The 11,098-nt window shown below is 68.5% G+C and carries 17 protein-coding genes; 7 read left to right on the top strand and 10 right to left on the bottom strand.

Annotated elements, in window-relative coordinates; translation table 11 throughout:
• From AB0M20_RS10700 to AB0M20_RS10690, 3 genes are all read right to left on the bottom strand, one after another.
• The coding region (locus AB0M20_RS10700) for a cation:proton antiporter (protein ID WP_364296704.1) at nt 1–313 on the bottom strand (313 nt) is incomplete at its 3' end.
• A 21-nt stretch (nt 314–334) separates the two neighbouring features.
• On the bottom strand, nt 335–1,615 hold the full coding sequence (gene nhaA / locus AB0M20_RS10695) for a Na+/H+ antiporter NhaA (RefSeq protein ID WP_364296702.1): 1,281 nt from the start codon (nt 1,613–1,615) through the stop codon (nt 335–337).
• A gap of 117 nt (nt 1,616–1,732) precedes the next feature.
• Entirely contained in the window at nt 1,733–2,065 is a 333-nt protein-coding gene (locus tag AB0M20_RS10690) for a hypothetical protein (protein ID WP_364296700.1), read from the bottom strand.
• 110 nt (nt 2,066–2,175) lie between these two features.
• Between AB0M20_RS10690 and AB0M20_RS10685 the strand changes: the two genes are divergently transcribed.
• A complete protein-coding gene (locus AB0M20_RS10685; RefSeq protein ID WP_364296698.1) occupies nt 2,176–2,697 on the top strand; it encodes a MarR family transcriptional regulator in 522 nt (173 codons plus the stop codon).
• 60 nt (nt 2,698–2,757) lie between these two features.
• On the top strand, nt 2,758–3,531 hold the full coding sequence (locus tag AB0M20_RS10680; RefSeq protein WP_364296696.1) for a DUF4142 domain-containing protein: 774 nt from the start codon (nt 2,758–2,760) through the stop codon (nt 3,529–3,531).
• 62 nt (nt 3,532–3,593) lie between these two features.
• Here AB0M20_RS10680 and AB0M20_RS10675 read toward each other — a convergent pair whose 3' ends face one another.
• The 4 genes from AB0M20_RS10675 to AB0M20_RS10660 form a co-directional block, all read right to left on the bottom strand.
• On the bottom strand, nt 3,594–3,869 hold the full coding sequence (locus AB0M20_RS10675) for a BON domain-containing protein (protein WP_364296694.1): 276 nt from the start codon (nt 3,867–3,869) through the stop codon (nt 3,594–3,596).
• Nucleotides 3,870–4,050: 181 nt separating this feature from the next.
• Nucleotides 4,051–4,728, bottom strand: coding sequence for a response regulator transcription factor (locus AB0M20_RS10670; RefSeq protein WP_364296692.1), 678 nt, complete (start codon nt 4,726–4,728; stop codon nt 4,051–4,053).
• 89 nt (nt 4,729–4,817) lie between these two features.
• Complete coding sequence (locus tag AB0M20_RS10665; RefSeq protein WP_364296690.1) at nt 4,818–5,402, bottom strand: GerMN domain-containing protein; 585 nt, start codon at nt 5,400–5,402, stop codon at nt 4,818–4,820.
• Nucleotides 5,399–6,754: a HAMP domain-containing sensor histidine kinase gene (locus AB0M20_RS10660; RefSeq protein ID WP_364296709.1), complete on the bottom strand. Its 1,356-nt coding sequence runs from the start codon at nt 6,752–6,754 to the stop codon at nt 5,399–5,401. Before AB0M20_RS10660 ends, AB0M20_RS10665 begins: the two co-directional genes overlap by 4 nt.
• 168 nt (nt 6,755–6,922) lie before the next feature.
• Here AB0M20_RS10660 and AB0M20_RS10655 point away from each other — a divergent pair, with 168 nt between their 5' ends.
• The 5 genes from AB0M20_RS10655 to AB0M20_RS10635 all read left to right on the top strand — a co-directional run bounded on the left by AB0M20_RS10655 (nt 6,923) and on the right by AB0M20_RS10635 (nt 9,142).
• The gene (locus AB0M20_RS10655) at nt 6,923–7,252 is read left to right on the top strand and encodes a hypothetical protein (protein ID WP_364296688.1); all 330 of its coding nucleotides are present in this window, start codon (nt 6,923–6,925) and stop codon (nt 7,250–7,252) included.
• Nucleotides 7,249–7,875, top strand: coding sequence for an STAS domain-containing protein (locus AB0M20_RS10650; protein ID WP_364296686.1), 627 nt, complete (start codon nt 7,249–7,251; stop codon nt 7,873–7,875). Before AB0M20_RS10655 ends, AB0M20_RS10650 begins: the two co-directional genes overlap by 4 nt.
• Nucleotides 7,872–8,303, top strand: a complete 432-nt coding sequence (locus AB0M20_RS10645) for a BON domain-containing protein (RefSeq protein ID WP_364296684.1) — start codon at nt 7,872–7,874, stop codon at nt 8,301–8,303. The genes AB0M20_RS10650 and AB0M20_RS10645 overlap by 4 nt, the downstream gene beginning before the upstream one ends.
• 73 nt (nt 8,304–8,376) lie before the next feature.
• A complete protein-coding gene (locus AB0M20_RS10640; RefSeq protein WP_364296706.1) occupies nt 8,377–8,586 on the top strand; it encodes a zinc-ribbon domain-containing protein in 210 nt (69 codons plus the stop codon).
• On the top strand, nt 8,558–9,142 hold the full coding sequence (locus AB0M20_RS10635; protein WP_364296682.1) for an ABC-2 transporter permease: 585 nt from the start codon (nt 8,558–8,560) through the stop codon (nt 9,140–9,142). The genes AB0M20_RS10640 and AB0M20_RS10635 overlap by 29 nt, the downstream gene beginning before the upstream one ends.
• Here AB0M20_RS10635 and AB0M20_RS10630 read toward each other — a convergent pair.
• From AB0M20_RS10630 to AB0M20_RS10620, 3 genes are all read right to left on the bottom strand, one after another.
• Complete coding sequence (locus AB0M20_RS10630) at nt 9,125–9,553, bottom strand: hypothetical protein (protein ID WP_364296679.1); 429 nt, start codon at nt 9,551–9,553, stop codon at nt 9,125–9,127. The genes AB0M20_RS10635 and AB0M20_RS10630 overlap by 18 nt on opposite strands.
• 100 nt (nt 9,554–9,653) lie before the next feature.
• Nucleotides 9,654–9,779, bottom strand: coding sequence for a hypothetical protein (locus AB0M20_RS10625; RefSeq protein ID WP_364296677.1), 126 nt, complete (start codon nt 9,777–9,779; stop codon nt 9,654–9,656).
• Between the two features lie 31 nt (nt 9,780–9,810).
• On the bottom strand, nt 9,811–11,098 hold a 1,288-nt coding region (locus tag AB0M20_RS10620; RefSeq protein WP_364296675.1), incomplete at its 5' end, for a vanadium-dependent haloperoxidase.

Genomic DNA, 11,098 nt, shown 5'->3' with positions numbered 1-11,098 from the left:
CGGCCACCGCGGTCACCAGCAAGGTCAGCGGCAGCCCCCAACCCAACGCCCGGCCGGGCAACCGCCAGGCGGACCGCAGATCGGCCCAGCCGACCCGCATGCCGTCGGTGAACAGAACCGCGAACAACGCCAGCTCGGCGAGCGTCGCGACCAGCGGCGAATCGGCCTGGACGTCGAGCACTCCGGTCGTGTCCGGGCCCAACACGAAGCCGGCGACAAGGAACAGAACCGCGGTGGACAGGATCGTACGTTTCGCGAGCGCCGACACCAGCACCGCGAGCAGTAGCACGGCGGCGAACGTGAGCAACAGCACCGGTGATCCCGAACCCTTCGATCAATGTTGGTAGACGTCCGGGACGTCGTCACGGTCGCGATCGACCTGCTCGGCCTCGAAGATTCGCCGATACGTGCGATTGCGCACGCGGAGCACGATCGCGGCCAGCAGAGCCGCGGCCAGCGAACCGGTCAGAACCGCCACCTTGACACGGTCGTCGAGGTCGGTGCCGAGGCCGAAGGCGAGCTCGCCGATCAGCAGCGATACGGTGAAGCCGATACCGGCCAGCACGGACACGCCGACCACGTCGATCCACGCCAGCCCGGAATCCATCCGTGCGCGGGTGAAGCGCGCCGTCAGCCAGGTGGCCGCCGTGATTCCGACCGGCTTGCCGACCACCAGGCCGAGCACGATGCCGATCGCGACCGGATCGGAGAGCGCCGAGCCGAGTCCTGCGAAGCCACCGATCGCGACGCCTGCGGACATCAGCGCGAAGATCGGCACCGCGACGCCGGCGGAGATGGGCCGGAACCGGTGCTCGAAGTGCTCGGCCAGCCCGGGGCCGTTTGCACCGTCACGGCGGAGCACCGGCACGGCAAAGCCGAGCAGCACCCCGGCGACCGTCGCGTGGACACCGGAGGCGTGCACCAGCGCCCACGCCGCACACGCCAGCGGCAGCAGAAGCCAGCCCGACCGGACCCGGCGCTGCACCAGAACAGTGAACAGACCCAGCGGCAGCAGCGCGGCGAGCAGCGGCAGCACGGACAGCTGAGCGGTGTAGAACACAGCAATGATCAGAATTGCGAGCAGGTCGTCGACCACCGCCAAGGTCAGCAGGAAGGTCCGCAGGGCCGTCGGCAGGCATCGGCCGACGACCGCGAGCACCGCCAGCGCGAACGCGATGTCGGTGGCCGTCGGAATCGCCCAGCCCACGGTCGCACCATTCAGGTTCACCACGACATACAGCAACGCGGGCACAATGACACCGCCGACCGCGGCGGCCACCGGCACCGCGGCCCGGCGCGGATCGCGCAGGTCCCCCGCCACGAACTCACGTTTGAGCTCCAGCCCGGCCACGAAGAAGAAGATCGCCAGAAGGCCGTCTGCCGCCCACTTCGCCACGGGCAGATCGAGATGCAGCCCCGCTGGTCCGACGGTGAACTGCAGCATGGCTTCGTACTGCTCGGCCCAGGGCGAGTTCGCCCAGACGAGAGCGACCAGCGCGCCTGCTAGTAACAGAACGCCACCAATGGTTTCTTTGCGAAGAATGTCGGCTATGCGCCGAGCCTCGGGCCATGAGCCACGGCTGAAGAGCTTGTAGTCGCGATTGGGCGCCGGCACGGGGCAACTCCGATTTCCAGGGTCGGTCGAGTCAATGCCGACCAGACTTCCCGGCGCACCGCTGCCTAGACTACCGGTCAGCGGGGCCCGTGTGCTGACGACGACGCATGACGACCGTCACGGCTGGCGATGCCGCGACAATCGTCGATAACCCGTACCCAGCATCCATGCCAAAACGATCAGCGGCGTGAAGTGCCACGGATCGATGCCTGACTGCTGGCGGAGGACAGCCGTGGACACCACGATCGCGACCAGGACGACGGTGGCCCGGGAACGCCAGTCCGACAGCACGGCGGACAACACACCGGCGACCACGGCGACCACGAGAGCGCGGAGGGCCTGACGGTCAGCCGCTATCACCACCGGGACGGCGAGTGCGACAACGACGAGGGCGGCCGTCCCCACGACGACCTCCCGCACGATCACCGTCCTCAGTTCTTCCGCCGGCATCTGCTCAGTAGACACCCGGGCGGCGAGACCGGGCCAGTGGCGCCCGCGGCTGGACCGGGCGGGGCAACCGCCGTCGGCCCGAGCCGTACCTGGTGTGCCAGAGTGGGCGGATGACGCGTACCTCCTGGCAGCTTGCGGCCGTCGAGGACGAGGTCACCGACGCGCTTCTGGCCTTGAGCCGAGTGTTCATCGGGCTGGCCGCCCGCTCGATCGCCCAGGTGGACGAGGAGGTGACCCTTCCTCAGTTCCGCACACTGGTGCTGCTCGTGTCGCAGGGCCCGCAGCGTGTGGTGGACCTCGCTGGAGAGTTGTCCGTCACGTCGTCCACGGCGACCAGGATGTGCAACCGGCTGGTCAGCAAGGGCCTGGCCGCTCGCCAGGTACGCCCGGACGACCGGCGCGCGGCCTGGATCACCTTGACCGCGCCCGGGCGTGACCTGGTGGGCGCCGTGATGAGCCGCCGCCGTGAAGCCATCGCCGATCTGGTCGCCGGTCTCACCTTGATCCGTCCACTGGCGTTCGCCGCGACGCTCAACGCGCTCGTCGAGGCCGCCGGCGATGTGCCGGCCGCGCAGTGGGCGCGCCTGTGGGACGGTTCGGTTGCCGAGCCCTCCCTTCCGTCCCAAAAATAGGTGCAGTGATGAACCATTCTCCGATCGGCGTCGTACAGCTTGGCATGCAGCCGCCGACCGGTGGGCCGCGCACGCCCGGAGGTGCACATGACCCGCTTGTCAGTCGTCTCGATCGGCCGCCGCGTGGCCGCGCTGACGGCCGCACTGACGGCCGCGGCGCTGGCGGCGCTGAGCTTGACACCGGCGCCCGCGTCCGGCGCGCCTTCGCCGACCCAGCTCAATGCTGCTGACATGACGCTGTTGAACGGGGTGCGCCTGGCAGGACTGTGGGAGATCCCAGCCGGTCAGATGGCTGCTGACCGGGGAAGCCTGAACCGCGTACGCAAGATCGGCGCAATGATCGCCGAACAGCACGTGCGGCTCGACCAACTGGTGGTTGACGCTGCGAACAAGCTGGGCGCGTCCATTCCGTCCACGCCAACTGCGGAGCAGCAGGGCTGGCTCACCGAGATGCAGAAGGCGTCCGGCGCTCGCTTCGATCAGATCTTCGTCGATCGGCTCCGGGCGGCGCACGGCAAGATCTTCCCGGTGATCGGCGCCGTCCGCGCATCGACCCGCGATCCGGTCATCCGCAAGCTCGCTGATGACGCCAACATCTTCGTGATGAACCACATGAAGATGCTGGAGAGTACGGGCATCGTGCGTTTCGAGAAGCTGGCCCCGGCCGCCCTGCCGGCGGCCCAGGATACCTCCACGTTGGCGCTGGCCCAGGCCAACGCCGGCAGCGGTCCGCCGGTGGACTCCACGGTGCTGTGGCTGGTCCTCGTCGTGACGCTCGGTCTTGCCGGCGCGGTCACGATGCGCGTCCTCACCGGCCGCCGCACACCACGATGACGGTCCGCCTGGGCGGCCCATCGTGTTGACACCCCTGAAAAGCGTGCACACGTGCATGCTTCTCAAGGGGGTGGCGCCACCAGGAGATTGCAGACGTCGAAGACGCCCGGGGTCGACCAGGCTCGCCGACCAGCTGCCTTCTTGGCCTCCTCCGAGTCCACCTCACCCTCGAGGATGACGACCCGGTTCTGCACCATCACCGTCACGCGGCGCCCGCGCACGCAACTTTCCGCCAGAAGACCGCCGGCGACGAGGTCGACGAGGATGTCGTCCCCTACAGGCGGACGCCCGTCATCCGGCGAGCGGTCATCGCCGGGATAGGACCAGATCGGGACCATGAGCTCATCTCCGTCGCAGACATACCGACGCGCCAGAATCTCCAGACCACATCGCGACGGTCCTGCGCTCTTGTGACAGTTTCATGACACGTCCGGACGCGGCCACCATCAGCGACTACCGCAGCACGGTCAGCCTTGGACGGTCTGGTTCCAGCGCTCGCACACCGTTTCGAACGTCGGCCTAGCGCTGCAGCTTGTATCCGAGGCCACGAACCGTCACCAAGTGCCGCGGCGCGCTCGGATCCTTCTCGATCTTCTGCCGTAGCCGTCCCACGTGAACGTCGACGAGCCGTTCGTCTCCTCCGTCGTACTGCCAGACCCGTTGCAGGATCTGCTGGCGCGACAACACCCGGCCGGCGTGCTGGCACAACTCACACAGCAGCTGAAACTCGGTGCGTGTGAGAGCGACCGATTCGCCACCCAGCCGCACCTCTCCCGCCTCGGGCACGACCTCGAGCTCGCCGAAGTTCCAGACGTGCATATCTGCCGGGCCGGCAGGGCCGAGCCGGCGACGCAGTGCCCTGAGCCTCGCCGTCAATTCCTTGATCGAGACCGGCTTGACCAGATAGTCGTCGGCGCCCGCCTCCAGCGCCTCCACGATGTCGTCCTTGTCGTCCTTGGCGCTGATCACGACGATGGGCACGTCATCGTCGCGGCGCAGCCGGCGGATGCACTCGTAACCGTCCAGGCCAGGCAACATTAGATCCATGAGAACGACTTCTGCGGGATGGCGTGACTGCGCGATGAGGCCTTCCTCTGCGGTGGCCGCACCGGTGACCGTGTAACCCTCCTCCTCGAGCGCCATCAACAGCGACAGTCGGATCCGGTCGTCGTCCTCGACAATCAGCACGGCAGACATGGTTCCATCATCGCTCGCTCTCCGGCCCGAACGAGCCGACGCTTCGCGATCAGGAGCATGACCGCTGGGCGGACTTCGCGGATACTCGATCACCTCTCGGCCACGAGAGCGGCGAAGTCACTGCCGTACAGCGGGCCGCGGGACAACGAACCATCGGCACGTGGCACCTCCAGCCTGTCACCGTCCTGGGTGAAGATCACCGAGACAACGTCCGACCGGGAGGTCAGCGTGCACACGACCTGGCCGTAGGCGATGGTCTCGTCGCTGCGAGCGGCGTCCTCGTTCGCCTCTGCCACCTCGACTTCGGATTCGCCCCTCCCCGACCGAAGAGACACCGTCAGCGACAAGCCGGTCAGAGCCGTCGTGATCCCGCTGTTCCGCTCGGCCTCAGTCGGGCCGGCAAGCAGCTGATCGACCTGCTCCTGAGCACTAGGCGAAGCCTTGACGCGCCGGACCACCTCGACCAGACGTCCGTCGCGGACCAGGCACAACACCTCAGCAACCTCTCCCGGCGGCCCCGGGAATGCTGAGCCGGGCGCTGCGGTGGTCAGCGGCCGCCGCGGCAGTTCCACGGCGTGAGGCTCGTCCTGCGCGGTCACACCACAGGCGCCCACCACAGCGATGACCGCCATAGCCACGCCCATCGCCACGCCCATCGCGGCCGGACGGTTCATCGCAGGCAGCCGGCAAGCTCGAGCCGGAAGCGAGCCCCGCCACCAGGACGATCGCTCACGCTCACACCACCGTCGTGCGCGGCTGCATGCTGCGCCACGATGGACAGTCCCAGCCCCGTTCCCACCGTATCGCCGCGGGAGTGGGCGGCGGGACCACGGACGAAGCGGTCGAAAATCGATGCCCGGTCGGCCTCGGCTATCCCCGGACCGGCATCATCCACCTCGATGAAGCAGACCGAGCCACGGACGCCGATCCGCACGGCGGTGAGTCCGCCGCCGTAGAGAACCGCATTCTCGACGAGGTTGCCGAGCGCCCGCTCGACACGTCGACGATCGACATACCAGACGGCGTCAACACCGGGTTGCACCTCGAGCACGTCATCGGTGATGCCGTGCATCCGGATGACCTGGGTCGCCACGTGTCCGATGTCGGTGGGTTCACGCCGCACCGCGTCGTCACCGCGGGCAAGTTCGAGCAGGTCGTCAACCAGGTCCTGGAACCGGCTAATCTCCTCGGTGATCAGGCCGAGGGCGGCAGCAGCCTTGGGATCCATGACCGTCCGCCGGCGATCGACCACGCTCGCGGCCGCGGACAGGGTCTGCAGCGGCGATCTCAGCTCGTGGCTCACATCGGCGGCGAAACGGCGATCACGCTCCAGGCGCCGGTTCAACTCGTCCGCCATGTGGTTGAACGACGCCGACAACGCGGCCAGGTCCGGCTCGAGATCGGGATCCAGTCGGGCGGCAAGGTCACCATCGGCAATCTCCTGCGCCGTCCGGGCAACCGCCTCCAGCGGGCGCATCGCGTGCCGCGTCACATACCACCCCACCGCGGCTCCGCCCGCTCCCACCATGATCGCGACAGCGACCAGAACAAGAGCGAGGGTCTGCAGGGTACGGTCGAGCTCGCGCAGCGACACCACCTCGTAGAAGACCGCCGAGGACGACAACGGAACCGCGACCACCATCGCCGGTTCGCCCGCGCGCCGGATCCGCTGCGCGCCCGCCTCACCCCGCCCGGCCATTTCCTGCAGCGCTGCGGGCACCGCAGCGCCGGCGGACGCATCGGCGCTCCGCGAGAACCACTTGCCATCACGGTGGAGCAGCACGTACCGATCGGCGCCGGTGTCCAGGGAACTGAGGATCTCAAGCACGTCGGGCGAACGACCGGCCAAGTTCGCGTCCACCACGGCCGCGTCGAAGTAGGTCGCACGCACCGCCGTACGCTCACGTTCGTCGAACAAATTCCGGCGCGCGAGCTCGTAGGACACGAAGGTCACACACGCCGAGAGCAGCAGGGCACCGATCGCGAACGCTGCAGTGACCCGCGCCCGCAATCCCATCCGTCTCACCCTCACGCCTCGCATGATGCCGTCCCGCCACTCCGCTGTGCATGGATGCGACGCGGTGCGACGGCATTTGTCACGCAACTGTCATGCGCTCGCGAGAGGTTCGTGGGATGTGGCCAGCAATCTGATCATGTGCGAACCGCACAGGCCGTCAGCAGCAGAGGGTGGGTCATGACGTTCAGCAGCCTGATCGCAGCGCTGGCCATGGGTGCAATCGTCGGACTGGGGGGCCGATGCCTCCGGTCGGCAGACCGGTGGGTCCCGATCTGGCTCGCGCTCGCGGTCGGCATCGGCGCTGCCGTGTTCGGCACCGTCGTCGCACGGTTGGCGGGGGCGGATGGCTCCGGCGTCGGCGTGGCCGAGATCGCTCTGCAGTTGGCGTTCGCCGGCCTGGCGGTCGGACTCGTCTGGGCCACGGCGGACAGGCACCCGGCGGACAGGCACCCGGCGGACAGCCGCCCGGCGGACAGCCGCCACGGCCGACCGGGGCTACCGCGATGACGGCGGTGTGGCGCGACGCTGGCACCGCCGTGCTGATCTGCAACCAATGCGGGAACGAAGACGGCGGAACCGAGATCTCGGCGAAGGACGGCGAACTGGTGTGGCCGGTTGTCGCCTCGCTCGGATGGAGTGGCTCGCCCTTCGCGACCGGAACTCATCGCTGTCCGCGATGCAGCCGTACTGCCTCGCCGGCACCGGAGGCCACCAGCCGGCCGGCCGCACCGCATCAGGTGTCGGCCATTGACCGAAGTGTGCGCCGTGACCTCAACGCGGTTGTCATCACGCCCCCGGGAGATCTCGATGCCGCCGCGGCCACCGCCTTGCGTGACGATCTGATGGACGCTGCCGAGCGCGGCGTCCACGTCGTCATGGATCTGCACCGCGTGCACGTCATCGACCCCGCCGCGCTCGGCCTGCTGGTCCGCGCGCACCAGCGGACCAAGCAACAGAACGGCATCCTCGCGCTGGCAGCGCCATCACGCTTCGTGCTCACCGTGCTGCACACCATGCGGCTCGACACCGTCTTCACCACCTACGCCGACCAGCGTGCCGCCATCGAAGCTCTATCCCGTGACGAGCCAATGGAATCCGCACCCGAGCGGCTGAGGAGCAACCAGCGATGAACCCGAACGGATCCCATGCCGATCCCTGGCCGCTCGGCAACGGCGGCAAGCGCCCGGGAGCACATCCGTCGATTCACCCAGCAGCGCGGCACCTCGAACCGGTCGTTACCGACCAGGCTCCGGCGGAGAGCACGGAGTGGATCGCCGACGAGGTCGTCGACGCCGATCGCTTCCTGGCCGATCTCATCACCGCCGGCATCCGCAACGACCCCGGCGTACGGGCCGGACGCATCTGGGTGACCGTTCAGAATGCGGTGATCATCCTCGAGGGGTATGTGGTCAACCACGAGACTCGCGATGCCGCCCTTCGCACCGCACGAGCAATCCCGGGAGTGTTCGACGTGTGCGATCGGCTGGGCATCGAGGCGGATAACGAGGGAAGCTGGACACCGAACAACCACGAGGAGCGTCGTGACCATGGGCTATGACAGAAAGCCTGGCGCTGGCGCTGGCGCTGGCGCTGGCGCTGGCGCTGGCGCTAACCTGGCCGGTGACGACGCCGTGTTTTCTCACTTCGGCGCTCATACCAGCGATGACGTTGTGACCCGCCGACCGGCGGTCTGCGATGTATGCGGCGTCTACGCCGCTCAACCCGTGGTGAAGCGATCAACGACGTTCACGGCGTTCTTCGTCCGGCCCTTCCCGGTCAAGCGGAGCACCTACTACGCAGAGTGCGAAAACTGTGGCCACGCTCGGCGGATCGATCATTGAGCGGTCAGCCGATGGTCGGCGGCCAAAGGTCGGAACCCGCTACGAAGAACTCGACCAGCCGACCAGGAGGGCCGTTCCTGGCCGCCTCGACACCCTCTACGCCGCGCTCGGCATCCGGCGCCAGCACGTCGTCCTCGGCCGTTATGCGACCTGCCTGCTGCTGCTGATCGCATTCACCGTCGCAGGAACCCTCGTGGCTCCGGTTGCCGCGCTCGCCTTCGGCGCCGAGTTCGAGTGGGCCGTCGCCGCCGGCGTCGCCGGCGCCAGCGTCACACTCATCGGCATTCTGCTTGCCACCCAACTACCCGCGTACTTCGCGACCGGCCCGGGCCCGATTCGCATCGTCGCCGCCATCGCTCCCGCCATCATCATGGCCGTCATATTCCTCGCATGGGGGTTCCCCGCTATCCGCACCGGGCTGCCGTCGTGGCTCGACGAGGCGAACCCCGCCCAGCTCACTGTCGCCGCGATCGCGACCCTCAGCATCCTCGGATTCGGCACCACCGCGCTCCGCGCGCCTGTACGCTCGGCGCGATCTCTAGCGCTCGACCGCTGATGGCGGCCGAGGCGCATCTCGGCGCGCTGCGACGATGCGTGAACGCCGGCCTAATACTGCAACGGCATGATGGTGGCCGGCGGCGTAGGCGGCGGCCCAGGCGCGGAGGTCGTCGGCCGACCGAACCCGCTCGACCTCGACGCCGTCGGGTGTCCAGCAGCAGCCGGCCGGCAGCCCCGCGAGCGCCGCGGACATCAGCGGTAGCTCGTCGGCCAGCCGTAGCCCGAACTCCGCAAGCACCGCATCTGCGCCCGAGGTCGCCGACGGGCCCACCCACCACGGCCCGCCCCCCGGGCCCACGGCGGCGATCGCCGCCCGTTCCGCCGCAGTGTCGGCAGACCGCAGCCGGTACGTGCTGCGGAACAGCGGCACCGGCAGCGCACTGCCCAGCCGCGACAGCGAGGCGGACACAGACCGCCCGACCGCCGGGGCGCCACTTAAGCGCGGCCACCGGGCCGGCCGTCGCCGAAGTACCCCTAGCCACTATCGACCGGCTGGCCGAGCCGCGTACCTACCGGCGGTACTCGTCGTCGTCCAGCGGCACGTCGTGGCCCTGCTCTGCGACATCGGCCGGATCCGCCTCGAACGGGAACCGTAGCCGCGACATCGCCTCGTGGACCTGTAGTCCACGGAGCACGCGAGCTCACCCTGTAGTGCGTAGCCGTCCATTAGCCGGCGGTGCCGGTGAAGTAGGTCTGCGCTTTGGCCCACGCGCCCTGTCCAACTGCCGCGCCTACCGCCCGGCCGTTGAGGTCGCCGTCCTCGAAGTGGATGCCGCCGTACCGGCGGGATAGGCCAGCCTGGTTGCCCGCGTCGGTGAAGCTGCTGAACTTCAGCAATGTGGCCTTGGCCGGGACCAGTCCGGGTTCGATGGTGGAGCGGCCGGCGGCCACCGTGACGGTCAACGGGATCTTGAACTTGTCTGAGCCAGCGAAGCGGTTGAACACGCTGCTGGCGGCGCTGGAGAAGGTGCTGTGCCCGGAGGTGTACTCGGCGAAGGGCGGCGTGACGATGAAGGGTTCCTGGTACGGGATCCACTGTGACCCGTCGATGGCGCCGATGCCCTTGCCCGGGCCCAGCCAGCCCTTGATCTTCTTCCCGGCGTACAGCCAGCGGATGTAGGTGATCGGCCGGACGGTGTCCTGCACCCGCTTGGCGTTCCAGGCAGCGATGCTGGCATCCAGGAGCGCGTTGCCGAGGGCGAAGAACGCCTTGACATTCTGATCCAGGCTCAGCCCGGCCGCGCGCGACGATGCCTGGGCGAACATCGCCCAGTGCCCCGGCGGCAGTTCCGAGCCCGGTCCGTCGGCCCAGTAATAGGCGCTGGTCTTGTCCCTGTCGCTAAGGCTGCCCTGCGCGTCGACCAGCTCCTTCGCCTGGTTGGGCAGGCCGAACCGGTCCATCGTCGGCGGCCCGAACTGGTCGGGCCGGGTGAGCCCGAACGGCGTCACCCTGTTCCACTGCGGGGTGGCGAAGGACTGCACCGTGCCCGCGCAGCTGGTCGCGCCGGGCGGCGGCGTCGGCACGCACAGCGGCTGCCACCGGTACACGTCGGTGACGGTGTTCCAGGTGTTGACCGGGGTGTAGCCGGTCCAGTCCGAGTACGGCCGGCCGTTGCTGTTCGGCTCGTCACCGAGCTGGTTGGCGCCGTCGCGGTGCCGCGCCTGCAGGACTGCCTGCGCGGTGACGTTGCCGATCCCCTGTGGTGTGGCGGTGTCCGTGGAGGCGTCGTCGGGGTCATAGCCGAGGATCGTCATGAACGCGGCGAAATCGCTGGCCTTCGCGGGGAACAGGTCGGTGGCCGTCCGATACGCCGCGTAGCTGATCGCCTTGGACTTGAACTCCGGGAGCCGCTCGGTGGCCGGGCGGCGCAGCGTGCCACCCAGCCGGGTGCCAACGGCCACCGCGTCGTACGGCGCCCACGCGTCGTACATCGCCGTATGCACCACAGCCAGC

This window comes from Actinoplanes sp. NPDC051633, from assembly GCF_040681735.1.
GTDB lineage: Bacteria > Actinomycetota > Actinomycetes > Mycobacteriales > Micromonosporaceae > Actinoplanes.
The sequence above is the reverse complement of the archived record's forward strand: the minus strand, read 5'-3'. Positions and strand labels throughout refer to the sequence as shown.